The 16,145-nt window shown below is 74.1% G+C and carries 15 protein-coding genes and 1 rRNA gene; 9 read left to right on the top strand and 7 right to left on the bottom strand.

What is annotated here, in order from left to right; translation table 11 throughout:
- Positions 1-6 precede the first annotated feature (6 nt).
- Entirely contained in the window at positions 7-1,770 is a 1,764-nt protein-coding gene (argS, locus tag G339_RS0100080; protein ID WP_019629035.1) for an arginine--tRNA ligase, read from the top strand.
- A gap of 52 nt (positions 1,771-1,822) precedes the next feature.
- Here the strand turns inward: argS and G339_RS0100075 are convergent, their stop codons facing one another.
- On the bottom strand, positions 1,823-2,068 hold the full coding sequence (locus tag G339_RS0100075) for a DUF2630 family protein (RefSeq protein WP_019629034.1): 246 nt from the start codon (positions 2,066-2,068) through the stop codon (positions 1,823-1,825).
- A 137-nt stretch (positions 2,069-2,205) separates the two neighbouring features.
- Here G339_RS0100075 and G339_RS0100070 point away from each other — a divergent pair, with 137 nt between their 5' ends.
- Positions 2,206-3,120 carry a hypothetical protein gene (locus G339_RS0100070; RefSeq protein WP_157407214.1) on the top strand — a complete coding sequence of 305 codons (915 nt, stop codon included), beginning with the start codon at positions 2,206-2,208 and terminating at the stop codon, positions 3,118-3,120.
- On the opposite strand, the gene G339_RS0100065 is transcribed toward G339_RS0100070, so the two are convergent.
- Genes G339_RS0100065 through deoC form a run of 3 tightly spaced genes read right to left on the bottom strand, consistent with a single transcriptional unit; the run spans position 3,089 to position 6,341 of the window.
- Complete coding sequence (locus G339_RS0100065; protein WP_019629032.1) at positions 3,089-3,955, bottom strand: aldehyde dehydrogenase family protein; 867 nt, start codon at positions 3,953-3,955, stop codon at positions 3,089-3,091. The two genes, G339_RS0100070 and G339_RS0100065, sit on opposite strands and share 32 nt — an antisense overlap.
- A gap of 11 nt (positions 3,956-3,966) precedes the next feature.
- A complete protein-coding gene (locus tag G339_RS0100060) occupies positions 3,967-5,400 on the bottom strand; it encodes an aldehyde dehydrogenase family protein (RefSeq protein ID WP_019629031.1) in 1,434 nt (477 codons plus the stop codon).
- 14 nt (positions 5,401-5,414) lie between these two features.
- On the bottom strand, positions 5,415-6,341 hold the full coding sequence (deoC, locus tag G339_RS0100055) for a deoxyribose-phosphate aldolase (RefSeq protein WP_026340994.1): 927 nt from the start codon (positions 6,339-6,341) through the stop codon (positions 5,415-5,417).
- A gap of 591 nt (positions 6,342-6,932) precedes the next feature.
- Here deoC and G339_RS36255 point away from each other — a divergent pair.
- From G339_RS36255 to G339_RS0100025, 6 genes are read left to right on the top strand one after another with little or no spacing between them, the layout of a single operon-like run.
- Positions 6,933-8,888, top strand: a complete 1,956-nt coding sequence (locus tag G339_RS36255) for an ATP-binding protein (RefSeq protein WP_019629029.1) — start codon at positions 6,933-6,935, stop codon at positions 8,886-8,888.
- Positions 8,881-9,270, top strand: coding sequence for a roadblock/LC7 domain-containing protein (locus G339_RS0100045; protein WP_205625459.1), 390 nt, complete (start codon positions 8,881-8,883; stop codon positions 9,268-9,270). Before G339_RS36255 ends, G339_RS0100045 begins: the two co-directional genes overlap by 8 nt.
- Positions 9,271-9,272: 2 nt before the next feature.
- Positions 9,273-9,650, top strand: coding sequence for a DUF742 domain-containing protein (locus tag G339_RS0100040; protein WP_051107746.1), 378 nt, complete (start codon positions 9,273-9,275; stop codon positions 9,648-9,650).
- Positions 9,631-10,251 (top strand): GTP-binding protein, encoded by a 621-nt coding sequence (locus G339_RS0100035; protein ID WP_026340991.1) that lies wholly within the window; start codon positions 9,631-9,633, stop codon positions 10,249-10,251. The genes G339_RS0100040 and G339_RS0100035 overlap by 20 nt, the downstream gene beginning before the upstream one ends.
- Positions 10,248-11,477: a cytochrome P450 family protein gene (locus G339_RS0100030; protein ID WP_019629025.1), complete on the top strand. Its 1,230-nt coding sequence runs from the start codon at positions 10,248-10,250 to the stop codon at positions 11,475-11,477. Before G339_RS0100035 ends, G339_RS0100030 begins: the two co-directional genes overlap by 4 nt.
- A 46-nt stretch (positions 11,478-11,523) precedes the next feature.
- On the top strand, positions 11,524-12,774 hold the full coding sequence (locus G339_RS0100025; protein WP_026340989.1) for a cytochrome P450 family protein: 1,251 nt from the start codon (positions 11,524-11,526) through the stop codon (positions 12,772-12,774).
- A 476-nt stretch (positions 12,775-13,250) separates the two neighbouring features.
- On the opposite strand, the gene G339_RS37300 is transcribed toward G339_RS0100025, so the two are convergent.
- Positions 13,251-14,101, bottom strand: a protein-coding gene (locus tag G339_RS37300; RefSeq protein ID WP_420804482.1) for an IS5 family transposase whose coding sequence is annotated in 2 segments (ribosomal slippage) — positions 13,251-13,762 and positions 13,762-14,101 — 852 coding nt in all. Because the reading frame shifts where the segments join, the coding sequence is not laid out codon by codon here.
- A 277-nt stretch (positions 14,102-14,378) separates the two neighbouring features.
- Between G339_RS37300 and G339_RS0100015 the strand changes: the two genes are divergently transcribed.
- Positions 14,379-15,149: a putative protein N(5)-glutamine methyltransferase gene (locus G339_RS0100015; RefSeq protein WP_019629022.1), complete on the top strand. Its 771-nt coding sequence runs from the start codon at positions 14,379-14,381 to the stop codon at positions 15,147-15,149.
- A gap of 197 nt (positions 15,150-15,346) precedes the next feature.
- On the opposite strand, the gene G339_RS0100010 is transcribed toward G339_RS0100015, so the two are convergent.
- Complete coding sequence (locus G339_RS0100010; RefSeq protein ID WP_240489715.1) at positions 15,347-15,580, bottom strand: hypothetical protein; 234 nt, start codon at positions 15,578-15,580, stop codon at positions 15,347-15,349.
- Positions 15,581-15,848: 268 nt separating this feature from the next.
- Positions 15,849-15,965, bottom strand: a 5S ribosomal RNA gene (gene rrf / locus G339_RS0100005).
- Positions 15,966-16,145: the final 180 nt, after the last annotated feature.

Genomic DNA, 16,145 nt, shown 5'->3' with positions numbered 1-16,145 from the left:
TGGGGCATGTCCGATCCGCAACTTCTCCTCGCCGCCCGCGTCCAGGCCGCGCTCGCCGCCGCCTTCGGGCCGGAGTACGCCGGCGCCGACCCGGTCATCCGGCCGTCGCAGTTCGCCGACCTGCAGTCCAACGCCGCCCTGCCGCTCGCCAAGCGACTGCAGGCCGAGCGCGGCGAGAAGCAGAACCCGCGAGCGGTCGCCCAGGAGATCGTGGACCACCTCGACGTCGCCGACCTCGTCGCGAACGTGGAGATCAGCGGGCCGGGCTTCATCAACCTGACGCTCGACGACGCCTGGATCGCCGCCGAGGCGCAGCGCGCCCTGGCCGACGACCGGCTCGGCGTGCCCGCCGCCGAGCACCCGCAGCGGGTCGTGGTCGAGTACTCCTCGCCGAACGTGGCGAAGGAGATGCACGTCGGCCACCTGCGGACCACGATCGTCGGGGACGCCATCGCGCGCATCCTGGCGTTCCTCGGCCACGACGTGATCCGCGACAACCACCTCGGCGACTGGGGCACCCCGTTCGGGATGCTCATCGAGCACCTGCTCGACGTCGGTGTGGAGGCCGCCGCGCGCGACGACTCGTCCGTCAGCGACCTGACCGCCTTCTACCAGGCCGCCCGCGCCAAGTTCGACGGCGACCCGGCGTTCGCCGACCGGGCCCGCGCCCGCGTGGTGTCGCTGCAGGCGGGCGACGCGGAGACGCTGCGGTACTGGCAGATCCTCGTGGACGTGTCCAAGCGGTACTTCAACACCGTCTACCGGCGGCTCGGCGTCACCCTGACCGACGACGACATCAAGGGCGAGAGCTTCTACAACGACGCCCTGGCCCCGACCGTCCGCGAGCTGGAGGACAAGGGCATCGCCGTCGTCAGCGACGGCGCGCTGTGCGCGTTCCCGCCCGGCTTCACCGGCCGCGAGGGCGACCCGCTCCCGGTGATCATCCGCAAGAGCGACGGCGGCTACAACTACTCCACCACCGACCTCGCGACCATCCGGTACCGCGTCGACACCGAGCGCGTCGACCGGATGGTCTACGTGGTCGGCTCCGCGCAGGCCCTGCACTTCCAGATGGTGTTCGCCGTGGCGCGGATGGCGGGCTGGCTGGGCGACGACATCCGCGCCGAGCACGCGCAGATCGGCAACGTCCTCGGCACGGACGGCAAGATCCTGCGGACGCGCGCGGGCGGCACCGTCAAGCTCGCGGAGCTGCTGGACGAGGCCGTCCAGCGGGCCGGGGCCGCCTACGACGAGACCGAGCACGACCCCTCGTTCGACGCCGCCACCCGCGCGGACATCGTGGAGAAGGTCGGGATCGGCGCCGTGAAGTACGCCGACCTGTCGGTGGCCCGCGACAGCGAGTACACCTTCGACTTCGACCGGATGATCTCCTTCAAGGGGAACACCGGCCCCTACCTGCAGTACGCCGCCGTGCGGATCCGCTCGATCTTCCGGCGCGGCGGCGTGGACCCCGACTCGGCCACCGGCCCGATCGCCGTCGGCCACCCGGCGGAGCGGGCGCTCGCGCTGCGGCTCCTCGGCTTCGGCGCGGCGCTGGAGCAGGCGGGCGAGAAGGCCGAGCCGCACCGGCTGGCGAACTACGTGTTCGACCTCGCGCAGGACTACACGGCGTTCTTCGAGAGCTGCCCGGTGCTCAAGGCCCCCGACGACGCCACGCGGCGGTCGCGGCTCGCACTGTGCGCGGCGACGCTGCGGACGCTGGTCACCGGGCTGAACCTGCTCGGCGTGCCGACTCCGGAGCGGATGTAGCGGTCCGTCCGCCCGTCCCGTCCGCCGGTCGGCGGGCGGGACGGCGCGGCGGTCACTGCCAGTAGCCCTCGACCTCGCCGACGGGGCGGGAGTGCGCCTCGCCGGGGTTCTCCCCGGCGTCCAGCCGCGCCCGGCGCTGCCGCAGCAGGTCCCACGCCTGGTCGAGCGCGCCCTCCAGCTCCGCCATCCGCGCCTGCTCCTGCGCGTCGGTCAGCTCGCCCCGCTGGTGGCGGGCGCGCAGCTCGCGCTCCTCGGCGACGTAGCCGCCGATGCGGGCGAGGATGTCCTTGTCGTCCATGTCCCCTCCACGGTCGGTTCCGCCGCCGGGCGCGTCGTCGGGCGGGTCAGCCGCCGCGGCCGCTGAGACCGGACAGCAGACCGCCGACGCCCGGCCGCTGCGCCGAGCCTACGTCGGTCTTCGGCTCCGGCGTCGGCGTGGTCGAGCGGGTGGCGGTGCGGGCCGCGCGCGGGCGGGTGGTGCTCGCCTTCGGCTTGGCCGGCGTGCTTCGGGACGCCGTGCTGCGGCTCGCCGTGCTTCTCGACGTGGTGCTGCGCGAGGACGGGCTGCGCTTCGCGGTGCCCGACGACGCGCGCGCGGTCGTGCTCCGGGACGGCGAGCGGCTGGACGCCGCCGACGTGCCGCGCTTCGTCCCGCTCGACGAGCCGGACTTGGCCGTGGACGACTTCGACGCCGATTTCGACGCGGTTTTCGCCGTGGACGCCTTCGTCCCGGACGACTTGGCCGACGACGACTTCGAGGCCGTCTTCTTCGCCGTGCCGCTCTTCGGCTTGGCGACCGACCGCGAGGACGTGGACGCCCCCGTCGAGATGGCCTTGGCGGCGGTGTTCATCGCCTTGGCGGCGTCCGCCATCGCCTTGGTGGCGCTGGTCATCGCCTTGGTCATGGCGGTCATCGCCTTGACCGAGCCGTTGGTCTTGGTCGCGACCGACTTCATCTGCGTCGCGGCGGCCTTCGCCTGCGTCGCGGCGGCGGTGACCTTGGTCGCGGCCGCGCTGCCGGACTTGCCGGACGTCGAGCGCTTGGCGGTGGACTTCTTGGCGGTCGTGGACTTCTTCGCCGCCGGGCGCGAGGCCGTCACGGTGGACCGCGACGTGCTTCCCGCCGCGCTCGTCCGCTTGGTCGCGGGCTTGCGCTTCGCCGTGCTCTGGGCCCGGCTGCTGGTCGCGCGGCCGGCGCTTCGGCCGGACGTCGCGCGCGTGGTCCTGGTAGCCACTGATCTACCCCCCGTGTTGATCAGTTACGGAGGGTTGATTCCACGCCACGTGCCGATTTACACACGATTTCGCCAGAACGGGATCAGGCTCCCACGGTATGCCACACCGTCTTGATCTCCAGAAACGCCCTGATTCTCGCCGTTCCCGGCTCTCGCGACCAGTCGTCCGCCGGGCGCGAGAAAAGTCGTTTGAGGTTGCCCGCGGCGGCCTCCGCGAGCGGTTTCGCGTCCGCGTCGGGGACTCCGGTGAGGTCCAGCGCGTTCACGTCCTCGTGCGACGCGAGCCGGGGCGCGAGTTCGGCGCGGTACCCGGTCAGCAGGTTGACGACGCCGCCCGGCAGGTCGGACGTCGCCAGCACCTCGGCGAACGCGGCGGCGGGCAGCGGCGCGGGCTCGGACGCGACCACGACGGCCGTGTTCCCCGACACGACGACGGGCGCGAGCATCGACACCAGGCCGAGCAGCGGCCCGTCCGGCGCGACGATCCCGACGACGCCCGTCGGCTCCGGCACCGAGACGGTGTGGAACGGTCCGGCGACCGGGGCCGGGTCGCCGAAGACGGCGGCGAGCTTGTCCGCCCAGCCTGCGTACCAGACCCAGCGGTCGACGGCCGCGTCCACCTCCGCGCGCGCCGCCGCGCCGTCCAGGCCCGTCGCGCGGAGTTCGGCGGCGAACTGCTCGCGGCGGCCCTCCAGCATCTCCGCGATCCGGTAGAGGATCTGGCCCCGGTTGTACGCGGTGCGGCCCGACCAGCCGGGGAACGCCTTCCGCGCGGCGACGACCGCGTCCCGGACGTCCTTGCGCGACGCGCGCGCGGCGTTCGCGAGGAACGCGCCGTCCGCGTCCGCCACCGGGTAGGACCGGCCGGACTCCGACCGGGGGAACGCGCCCCCGATGAACAGCTTGTAGGTCTTGCGCACCGGAATCCGTTCGGTCATCTCGTCCGCCATGCCGCCTCCGCTCACACGTCGAGGTAGGCCGCCAAGCCGTGGCGGCCGCCCTCCCGGCCGTGGCCGGACTCCTTGTAGCCGCCGAACGGCGCAGCCGGGTCGAACCGGTTGAACGTGTTGGCCCAGACCACGCCCGCGCGGAGCCGTTCGGCGACCCACAGCGTCCGCGACCCCTTCTCCGACCAGATCCCCGCCGACAGGCCGTAGGACGTGTCGTTGGCCTTCGCGACGGCCTCGGCGGGCGTGCGGAACGTCAGCACCGACAGCACCGGGCCGAAGACCTCCTCCCGCGCGATCCGGTGCGCGCCCGCGACGCCGGTGAACAGCGTCGGCGCGAACCAGAACCCGTGCTCGGGGAGCGCGCACGGCGGCGACCAGCGCTCCGCGCCCTCGCGCTCGCCCGCGGCGGCGAGATCGGTGACGCGGGCGAGCTGCGCGGCCGAGTTGACCGCGCCGACGTCGGTGTTCTTGTCGAGCGGGTCGCCCACGCGCAGCGTCGCCATGCGCGCCTTCACCCGCTCGACGAACTCGTCCGCGATCGACTCCTGCACGAGCAGCCGCGACCCGGCGCAGCACACGTGGCCCTGGTTGAAGAACGCGCCGTCCACGACGCCCTCGACGGCCTCGTCCAGCGCCGCGTCGGCGAACACCAGGTTCGCGCCCTTGCCGCCGAGTTCGAGGGTGAGGCGTTTGCGGGTGCCCGCGACCGTCCGCGCGATCTCGCGTCCGACCTCGGTGGAGCCGGTGAACGCCACCTTGTCGACGCCGTCGTGGGCGACCAGCGCCCGGCCCGTCCCGGGACCGCCCGTGACGATGTTGACGACGCCGGGCGGGAGGTCGGCCTGCCGGCAGACGTCCGCGAAGAGCAGCGCGGTGAGCGGCGTCGTCTCGGCGGGCTTCAGCACGACCGTGTTGCCGCAGGCCAGCGCCGGGGCGACCTTCCACGCCAGCATCAGCAGCGGGAAGTTCCACGGGATCACCTGCGCGGCGACGCCGAGCGGGCGCGGGTCCGGCCCGAACCCCGCGTGGCCGAGCTTGTCGGCCCAACCCGCGTGGTAGAAGAAGTGCGCGGCGGCCAGCGGGACGTCCACGTCGCGGGACTCGCGGATCGGCTTGCCGTTGTCGATCGTCTCCAGCACCGCCAGCTCGCGGGAGCGTTCCTGAAGAATCCGGGCGATCCGGAACAGGTACTTGGCCCGCTCGCGGCCCGGCATCGGCCCCCAGACCGCCGTCTGCGCGGCGCGCGCGGCCGCGACGGCGCGGTCGACGTCGGCGGCGTCGGCGGTCGCGACCTCCGCCAGCGGCTCGCCCGTCGCGGGCTCCACCGTGGTGAACGGCGCGCCGCCGCCACCGGTGAACTCCCCGCCGACGAACAGCCCGTACGACGCGCGGAGCCGCACGGCGTCCCGCGACTCGGGCGCGGGCGCGTACTCGAAGACGTCCATGCGCGAGCCCCCGCTCAGTCCTGCGCGACGCGGTCGGGACCGGAGTACACGCCCGTCGCCAGCGTGCGCCGCTGCATCAGCAGGTCGTTGAGTAGTGCGGACGCGCCGAACCTGAACCGGTCCGGGGTCAGCCAGTCGCGCCCGGCCGTCTCGGCGGCCAGGACGAGGTAGCGCAGCGCGTCCTTCGTCGTCCGGATGCCGCCCGCCGCCTTCACGCCCACCGCGCGGCCCGTCGCGGCCCGGTAGTCGCGGACGGCCTCCAGCAGCACCAGCACCACCGGCGGCGTCGCGGCCGGGGCGACCTTGCCCGTGGACGTCTTGACGAAGTCCGCGCCCGCGTCCATCGCCAGCCACGCCGCGCGCCGGACGTCGTCGTAGGTCCCCAGCTCGCCGGTCTCCAGGATCACCTTCAGGTGCGCCGCCCCGCACGCCGCCCGGACCGCGCGGATCTCCTCGTGGACCTTCAGGTAGTCGCCCGCGAGGAACGCGCCCCGGTCGATCACCATGTCGATCTCCGTCGCCCCGGCCGCCAGCGCCGCGCCGACGTCCGCCAGTTTCGCCGCCAGCGGCGCGCGGCCCGCCGGGAACGCCGTCGCGACGCTCGCCACGCCGACGCCGCCGCCCGCGAGCGCGTCCGCCGCGGCGCCCACCAGGTCCGGGTAGACGCAGACGGCCGCGACGCTCGGGACGTCCGGCTGGCCCGGGTCCGGCCGCAGCGCCTTCGCGCACAGCGCCCGCACCCGGCCGGGCGTGTCCGCGCCCTCCAGCGTCGTGAGGTCGACCATCGAGATCGCCAGATCGACGGCGCGCGCCTTGGCGGCCGCCTTCACCGAGCGGGCGGCGAGCCGCGCGGCCCGCGCTTCCGCGCCGACGCGGTCGACGCCGGGCAGGCCGCGCAGCAGCGCGCGCAGTTCCGCTTGGCCGCGGGTCTCCGTTGACACCGTTCCAGCATCGCCCAGCGACGTCGGCGCGACAACGTCCGTCCCGGGCGCGGCGGCGGACGGGCCGCGCGCCACCGGAAAGACGAATAACGGTTCCGCGTCGCATCCGCGACCACGATCCGGCACCGAACCACCGTTTTTGTCATTTGATGCACGTCCGCGCGATCCGCCGTCGTCATATCGGCCGTTGCCCGGAAGGAACCGACCCCGGTGGCTACACTGCTGATCATCGAGCGGCACCCGCCGCGGGCGCCCCCGCGCCCCGCCAGGACGCCGCCCGCCCCCGCACGGCGGGCCTCCCGGAACCCCGGGCGGTCCGCGGGAAACGCAGCACCCGATGATTTCCGCGCCCTATCGGAAAGGTGAGCAGCGTCTGACCCCCGACGCCGTCGCGCCAATTCCGAGGACAACTGCACACGTCCGGCGCGAGAATGGCCCGTTCCATTCCCGCCGGCCGAAAAGGATCACCGCGGCGTCACGGCCCCGCGGTGAGACACCCCTCCGCCACCGTGACACGTCCGACGCCTCCCCGCACGCCAGACGGAGTCCCATGCCCTCATCAGCCATCCCCCGCGGCCCCGGGAACGCGCCGTGACCGGCGCGACGGACCAGCGGGCCCGGCCCGCCGCCGCGCCGGAGCGGCCCGCCGAGCCGGCCCGCATCCCGTGGGGCGCGCCGCCGTCCCCGGCGCACGCCCCCCGCCCCGCCGTCTGGGGGGCCGTCGCGCTCACCGCCGCCGCCGTGCTCGCGCTGTTCCTGCTCGCCGCCGTCGTCCTGCTGGCGACGGGCGCGCGGCTCGGCTGGCCCGTCCCGCTCGCGGGCGCGGCCGTCGCCGCCCTGCTGCTCACCGCGCTCGCGCTCCGCGAGCACCGCGACCGGCTCGACCGCGCCGCCGACCGCGCCCTCGCCGCGCGGCGGGCCGCCGAACTCGCGGACGCCGCCGACCGCGCCCGCGTCGCCTCGCTCCGGCTCGGCGAGTGGGAGGCGTACGCCACCGCGCTGCGCGGCCGCGCCGACGCGCTGGAGGAGCTGACCCGCCGCCTCCTGCTCGCCTACCTCCCCGCCGCCGTCCAGGGCGACCGGCCGCCCCGGCTCGGCCCCGAACCCGCCGAACTGCTCGGCCCCGAACTCGCCGCGACGATGACGGCGGCGCTGGAGTCGATCGTCGAGCTGCGCCGCGACCTCGCCGACCGCGAGGACTCCTACCAGCAGGTGATGGTCGCGCTCGCGCGGCGCGTCCAGTCCGCGAGCCACCGCATGCAGCTCGCCGCCGAGCGCATCGCCGAGGAAAACCGGATGCTGCCCGAGGTGTACCGCGCCGGGCAGGCGATGGACCACGCCGCGTCGCAGGCCGCGCGCGTCGCGCAGAGCGTCGCGATCCTCGCCGGGTCGTGGGAGGGGCAGCAGTGGACGCGCGGGCTGCGGCTCGCGGAGATCGTGCAGGCCGCGTCGGCGCGCATCGAGGACTTCGGGCGCGTCCGGATCGAGGGCGACCCGGACGTCGGCGTCGATCCCGTCGCGCTGGAGCCGGTCGTCCACGTCATCGCGGAACTGCTCGCCAACGCGACCGAGGCGTCCCCGACCGCGACCGACGTGATCGTCAAGGTGTCGGCGGCGGCGTCCGGCGCGGTGTTCCGGATCGACGACCACGGCACCGGGCTGGAGGAGCCCCGGCTGTCGCACGCCCGCGACGTCGCGGCGGGCCGCGTCACGCCGAGCCTGGCCGACCTGGGCGAGGTGCCGCGGACGGGCCTGGCCGTCGTCGGCCGGTACGCCGTCGAGCACGGGCTGAAGATCACGCTGGACGAGTCGCCGTACGGCGGCCTCCAGGCGGTCGTGCTGGTCCCGGCGGGCCGGACGATCCGCGTCGCCCCGCGCGGCTCGGCGGCCTTCGCCCACCCGACCCCCGAACCCCCGCCCGCACCGCCCGCCGGACTGCCGACCGCGAGCACGCCGCCCGCCGGGACGCCCTACGCCGGGAAGCCGGACGCCGGACTACCGCACGCGAAGCTGCCGCACGCGGAGCTGCCGCCCATCGAAACGCCGCGCACCGGTCCGCAGCACGCCGGCCCGTCGCGCGCCGAATCACCGGACACCGGAACGCCGCGCGCCGAACTGCCGCTCACCGGCCCGCCGCAGGCCGACCCGCCACCCATCGACACGCCGCGTACCGGCCCGTCGTCCCACGCCGGCCCATCACACGCCGGCCCGCCGCGCGCCGACCTACTGGCCGCCCGCGCGCCGCGCGCCGAATCGCCGCTCACCGACGCGACGCCCACCGACGCGACGCGCGGCGACGCGACGCCGTCCGGGGGAAGCGTTCTGCCGCAGCGCCGCAACCGCCGTCGCCCCGCCCACGTCCCGCCGCCCGCCGCCGGACCCGCCGTCGCGGCCCCCGACCAGACGCCCGAGGACGCCGCGTCGTTCATGGCGGGCGTCTTCGCCGTCCGCCCCGACGATGCCGCCGACGCCGACGACGCACCCGCGGCGCCGTCCGCCGAGCCGCCCGCCACCCCCGCCGACGACCCTGGAGACCCCCGTGAGTGACTGGACCGTTGAGCAGATGGCGCGCGTGCCGGGCGTCCGGCACGTCGTGCTCTGTACCACCGACGGTTTGCTGAAGGCCCGCTCCGGCGACCTCGCCCGCGACGACGCCGAGCGCCTCGCCGCGCGCTGCACCGCGCTGCTGTCCCTCGGCCGCGACCAGGCGGCCGCGCACGGCGGCGACCCGGTCGTCCGGCAGGTGATGGTCCAGCACGACGGCGGCTGCCTGTTCGTGCGCGGCGCGGCGGCGGGCACCGCCCTCGCGGTCGTCACCGGGGAGGACATCAACCCGGGCCTGATCGCGCAGGAGATGCAGCACATGGTCCTCAAGCTCGGTGAGGCCGCGCTGAGCACGCCCCGGCGCGGCGCGGGCGGGACGGGGTGACCGTGCGGCTCCCCGACGACGCCGCCGAACCCGCCGCCGCCGACGACGCCGCGCTGCGCCCGTTCGTCCTGACGTCCGGCCGCGTCGCGCCCGGCGACGCGGCGCTCGCCCTCGACACGCTGCTGCGCGCCGACCCGACCGGCGCGCCGCTCGCGGTGGACGCCGCGCCGCAGTCCCGGGCGCTGCTGCGGCTGTGCCGGGGCGGGACGCTGTCGGTCGCGGAGGCCGCCGCCCACCTCGCCCTGCCCGTCAGCGTCGTGCTCGTCCTCGCCGCCGACCTGGTCGCCTCGCACCATCTGCGCCCGCACGGCGACCGCCCCGAACCCACGCCCGGCCACGCCCTCCTCCAGAAGGTCCTCGATGGACTCAACAGCCTCTGAACGCCCGCCCGGACGGCACCGGGTCGACTACGTCGCCGACACGGTGACCGAGACCGCCAAGATCCTCGTCGTCGGGGACTTCGGCGTCGGCAAGACCACGTTCGTCGGCGCGGTCAGCGAGATCGAACCGCTGCGCACCGAGGAGCAGATGACCGAGGCCAGCGTCGGCGTCGACGACCTGGCGGGCCTCGACCGCAAGACCACCACGACCGTCGCGCTGGACTTCGGCCGCCTCACGCTCGGCGGCGACCTGGTCCTGTACGTCTTCGGGACGCCGGGGCAGCGCCGCTACTGGGACATGTGGGCGGGCCTGGCGCGCGGCGCGGTCGGGGTGCTGGTGCTCGTGGACACGCGACGGCTGGAGGGCAGTTTCGAGGTGCTGGGCGAGTTGGAGGAGCACGGGCTGGGGCCGGTCGCCGTCGCGGTGAACGAGTTCCCCGACACCGTCCGGCACCCGGTGCCGGACCTGCGGCGGGCGATGGACCTGCTGCCCGAGACGCCGCTGGTGACCTGCGACGCGCGCGACCGCGCGTCCTCGATCCGCGCGCTGACCGCCCTGACGCGGCACGCGCTCGCCGTGGGAGCGGGGCCGTCCGCGTGACCGGCACCGAACTGGAGCGGCTCGCCGCGTCCGGCGTCCTGCCGCTGGACGCCACCACCGCCGACCCCGACGGCGCGTTCGAGCGGCTGTGGCGCGGCTACGGGCCGGTCGCGCCGGTCGAGCTGCAGCCCGGCGTCCACGCCTGGCTCGTCATGGGCTACGACGAGCTGCGCACGATCACCCGCGAGGAGCACCTGTTCAGCCGCGACGCCCGGCAGTGGCGATCGTTCCAGGACGGAACGGTCCCGCCCGACTCCCCGCTCGGCCCGATGATGTTCTTCCGGGACAACGTCATCGGCCACGACGGCGAGGAGCACCGCCGACTGCGCCGCCCGCTGCAGGACGCGATCGGCGGCATCGACCACCGCCGCCTGCGGCGCACCGTCGAGCGGCTCTGCACCGGCCTGATCGCGGAGATCGCGCCGCGCGGCGAGGCCGACCTGGTCCGCGACTACGCGGCGGCCGTCCCGCTGCTGACGATCGGCGACCTCATCGGCCTGGACGCGGCGCAGTCCGCGGAGCTGCTGGAGGCCACCCACCTGCTGTTCTCGTCCGGGGAGCGCGCGCAGGAGGGCAACGCCCGCTTCGAGGCGCTGCTGTTCGGGCTGCTGGCCGCGAAGACGGCCGCGCCGGGCGACGACATGACGAGCGTCCTGCTGCGGCACCCGGACCTGCGCAGCGACGCCGAGGTCCTGCAGACGCTCGTCGTCCTGGTCTCGGCCGGCAACCACACGCTGATCAGTTGGATCTCCCAGTCCCTGCGGATCGTCCTGACCGACCCCCGGTTCGCGAGCCGGATGCGCGGCGGGCGGCTGTCGGTGGACGACGCGCTGGACGAGGTCCTGGCCCGCCAGCCCCCGATGATCAACATGCCGGCCCGGTACGCGCTGGCGGACGTCGAGCTGGGCGGCCGCCGCGTCGCGCGCGGGGACGCGCTGATCCTCGGCCTGGCCGCCGCGTCCCGCGACACCCGCGCGCACACGCCCGGCTGGTGGACGCACGGCAACCACGCGTCGATGGCGTGGTCCGCGGGCCCGCACGCCTGCCCGGCCCGCGACCCCGCCCGCACGATCGCCCGGACGGCCGTCGCCGCCGCCGGGCACCTGCTGCGCGACGCCCGCATCACCGTCGACCCCGACGCGATCGGCAGCGAGCCGAGCCCGTGGACGCGCATCCCGCGGGGCCTGCCCGTCGCGTTCACGCCCGCGCCGATCGCCGTCCCCTGACCCCCGCTCGATCACCCGCTTCGCCACCCGCGCACCGGAGTCGCCCATGAGCACCCCAACCAGTCCGAAATATGCCCATATACCAGTCATCCCGTTGGACCCGGCGGGGTCCGACCACCACGGCGAGGCGGCCCGCCTCCGCGCCGCCGGCGAGGCCACCGGCGGCCTCGTCCGCGTCGGCCTGCCCGGCGGCCTCGTCGTCTGGGCCGTCACGACGCACGAACTGGTCGAGCAGATCGTCCGCAGCCCGGACATGAGCAAGGACTACAAGACCTGGACCGCCTACCGGACCGGCGAGCTGACCCCGGAGAACCCGATCATCGGGATGATCGCCGTCGACAACCTCGTCACCGCGGACGGCGAGAACCACCGCCGCCTGCGCCGCCCCATCACCGCGACGTTCACCCAGCGCCGCGTCGAGGAGATGACGCCCCGCATCGCCGCGACCGTGGACGAACTCGTCGCGGAACTCCCCGCGCACGCCGACGCGTCCGGCGTCGTGGACGTCCGCGCCCACCTCTGCGCGCCGCTGCCACTGCGCGTGATCTGCGACCTGCTCGGCGTCCCCGACGACGAGTGGGCGCGGTTGCGGCACCTCGTCGACTCCATCTTCCGCACCGACACCACGCCCGAACAGGTCGCCGAGGTCATGGCGGACATCCCCCGCTTCCTCGGCGCGCTCATCGAGACCCGCGCCGCCGACCCCGGCGACGACCTGACGAGCGCGCTCATCGCCGCGCGCCGCGACGGCTCCGTCGACATGAGCGACCGCGAACTCGCCGACACCCTGTGGGTCCTGCTCACCGCGGGTCACGAGACGACGATCGGGCTCATCGGCAACACGATCCGCGCGCTGCTCGCCCACGCGGACCAGCTCGCGCTCGCCCGTGCCGAGGACCGCTACGCCGACGCGGTCGCCGAGACGCTGCGCTGGGACTCGTCCATCGGCAACTTCCTCGCCCGCTACCCGGTCCGGGACGTGGAGATCGCGGGCGTCACGATCCCGGCCGGGGACGCGATCATGGCCCCGTACACGGCGGTCGGCCGCGACGCCGCCCAGCACGGCCCGACCGCGCACGAGTACGACCTGACGCGCGACCAGCGCCCGAACCTGGCGTTCGGCGCGGGCCGCCACGTCTGCCCCGGCTCCCACCTGGCGCAGCGCCAGGCGGTCCTCGCGGTCCGGGCGTTCTTCACCCACTACCCGGACGCCGAACTCGCCTTGGGCCCGGACGGCCCGAAGCCCGTCCCGAGCCTTTTCACCAACGCCCTCGCGGAAATCCCCATCCACCTCTGACCCACCCGGCCGCGCCCCAACCCCCCACCGGGGCGCGGCCGAATCCCCAGGCACCGCCCCGCTGTCCCACACTCGCTCGGCGCGAACGTCCCCACGCGCGGACCGCCCGGCCTTATGCGCCGCCGCCCGACCATCCCACCCACGCACGGCCGGGCATTCTCCGGATGGCCCCGACCGCCTCCGCGCCGCCCTTCGGCACCGCCCGACCCTGCGGTCGCCGTCTGGCCCTGCGGGCAGTACCCAGACTCAACCCCCAGCGCCTCAACCACGGCGAACCTCAACCCCAGCGCCGTAAGCCAGAGCGCGCCTTCTCGCGTACGCTCGTCCGGACGTCCTCGCGGCGTCCTCAAACGCCTCCGCGCCCGCTCAGCGCGGACGGAACGCAAGCAGCCGACATCCGAACGTCCTCCTCAGCCCGGCCGAGGCGCGAACGGCTGGCCGGCTGCCGTGCGGACGCCTAGGCCGTGTCCGGTGGATCATGTGGTGATCCAGAGCAGTGCGCTGACCAGGGTGACTGCTGCCCGGTAGTGGCGGGCGAGTTTGTCGTAGCGGGTGGCGATGCCGCGCCATTGCTTCAGCCGGTTGATGCAGCGTTCCACGACGTTGCGCTGCCGGTAGGCGGCGGGATCGAACGCTGGTGGCCGTCCGCCCCGGCTTGCGCGACGGCTGCGTCCGGCTCGCTGATCGCTTCTTTCTGGGATGGTGCAGCCGATGCCGCGCGTGCGCAGATGAGCGCGGACGGCGCGGGAGCTGTAGGCCTTGTCGGCGATGACGCGGTCGGGGCGGGTGCGGGGACGCCCTCGCCCCGGCCGCGGCACGCGGATGTCGATCATGATCTGATCGAAGACGGTGCAGTCGTTGACGTTCCCAGCGGTGACGGCCAGCGCCAAAGGCAGGCCGCGGCCGTCGACCGCCAGATGGAGTTTGCTGGTCAGTCCGCCTCGGGACCGGCCGAGCGCTTGCCGGTTTGTCCCTGCGGGTTCCCTTTTTTGCGGGCGCCGGCCGCGTGCTGGTGGGCACGCACGATCGTGGAATCGATGCTGACGGTCCAGTCGATGCGGCCGATGGCGTCGTCATGGACTTGGACGCAGGTGAGGACCTGGTCGAACGTCCCGTCGGCCGCCCACCTGCGGTAACGCTCGTAGACGGTCTTCCAGTTGCCATACCGCTCGGGCAGATCCCGCCATGGAGCACCGGTGGCGAGCTTCCACAAGATCCCGTTCAGAACGGTCCGGTGATCCAGCCACCGGCCGCCCCGGCGCACCTGACCGGGCAGAAACGGCTCGATCCGCACCCACGCCGCATCCGTGAGCTCATGACGACGCACCACGCCCGCCATCACACCCCAACCCACTGATCGACCTCAACCAAACACCGAGATCCACCGGACACGACCTAGGGCCTGTCTCAAAGTGCCTCAGCCACAGCGCGAGTGCGTTACCTGCCGGTAGAGCGAGCTGGAGGCGAGCTTTACCGGCCAGGTCGCGAAGCGATGTTGCGCTCGCACAGGGCCGGTGGGGTCCGAGCCGCCAGGCGAGGGCCGTGGGCCGGGACTTTGAAACACGTCTAGACTCGCGCCGCCCGCACACCGCCGAAGGGAACCGATGCCGGAGTTCACCGAAATCACCGACCGCCTGCGCGCCGCCGGGTGCGTCTTCGCCGAGGACGAGGCGCGGCTGATCGTTGAGACCGCCACCGGGCCGGACGAGCGCGCCGCGATGGTCGAGCGCCGGGCCGCGGGCCTGCCGCTGGAGCACGTCCTCGGCTGGGCGGAGTTCGGCGGCGTCCGCGTCATCGTGGAACCCGGCGTCTTCGTGCCCCGCCGCCGCACCGAGTTCCTGCTCGAGCAGGCCCTAGAGCTGACGGACGGCGAGGCCCCGGTCGTCGTGGACCTGTGCTGCGGCTCCGGCGCGCTCGGCGCGGCCTTCGCCGCCGCCCGCGCGGACGCCGACGTCCACGCGGCCGACCTCGACCCGGCCGCCACCGCGTGCGCCCGCCGCAACCTCCCACCCGACCGCGTCCACACCGGCGACCTCTTCGCGCCGCTGCCCGCCGCCCTGCGCGGACACGTGGACGTGCTCCTCTCCAACGTCCCCTACGTCCCGACCAGCGACATCGCGCTGCTCCCCGCCGAGGCGCGCGACCACGAAGCCCGCGTCGCCCTGGACGGCGGCACGGACGGCCTCGCCGTCCTCCGCCGCGTCGCCGCCGAAGCCGCCGCCTGGCTCGCGCCCGCCGGGCACCTGTTCTTCGAGACCAGCGAGCGCCAGGCCCAGGCCGCCGTCGCGGCCGTCACCGCCCACGGCCTGACCGCGCGCACAGCCGAGTGCGACGACCTCGCCGCGACCGTCCTCATCGCAAGCCGCCCGACCTGACCTGCTACTGCCCGGCCCGCCCGGCCTGCGCGGCCCGCCCCGCCCGACCTGACCTGTGTGGTCCGTCCCCGGCCCAATCCACGCGGTTTGATCCGCCCGGCCGCATTCGCGGCCGGGTTCGCCCAAGTCAATTCGCACGCGTTCAGGTCAATTCGCACGCGTTGACCCGCCCGGCCCGCGTTCGGGGCGCCGCCGCGTCAGCCGCCCAGCTCGGTGACGGCCGTATCGAGTGCGTCGGCCAGCCGCTCCAGCGTCTCGGGCGTCGTCTCGCCCTCACCGATCTGCGTCACGACGTCCCGCCGGTCCGTGACCAGCAGCCCGTCGGTCGCGTGCGCCGACGAGACGACCTCCGGACGTCCGTTCACGACGATAAGCGCGGCCTCGGGGTCCTCGGCCCGCAGCAGACGTTCGACATGCTCCACAGTGATCACGATCGGCTCTCCTGTCGTCGAGGGCTGCCCGGCCGCCTACCCGACACCCGCCGCCCGTAACACCCCACCTGCATCGACCCAGCCGACCACCGCCCAACCGCGGACCCGCTCGACGGCGACGCCCCACCGCCTCACACTCGGTCGCCCCCACAACACAAAAAGGCCCCGCCGAAGGCGAGGCCCGCAAAACACGAACAGCCCCCACAGAAAGAGGCCCGGAAAGCAGGACAGGCCCCGCCATGAATGGCGGGGCCTGTTCGTAATATGAGTCCGGCGGTGTCCTACTCTCCCACACAGTCCCCCATGCAGTACCATCGGCGCTGAAAGGCTTAACTTCCGGGTTCGGAATGGGACCGGGTGTTTCCCTCTCGCCAAAACCACCGAACGACCAACCCCAACCCCTCCGAAGCACCGAAGCGCTCCACGGACGGGCGGGAAACTCATGTCGTTTAAGCGAACATTATTCACTTGAAACTCGCGGAACCCAGTTGTTGTCTGGGAACCGCACAGGGACGCGAACACTACTCTCACACCAGCAGGGGTGTTTCTGTGGCGATGGGTTTGA

The sequence above is a fragment of the Actinomadura atramentaria DSM 43919 genome, assembly GCF_000381885.1.
In the GTDB taxonomy this organism is placed as follows: domain Bacteria; phylum Actinomycetota; class Actinomycetes; order Streptosporangiales; family Streptosporangiaceae; genus Spirillospora; species Spirillospora atramentaria.
Note: the sequence above shows the minus strand (reverse complement) of the source record. Positions and strands in the feature narration are given on the sequence as shown.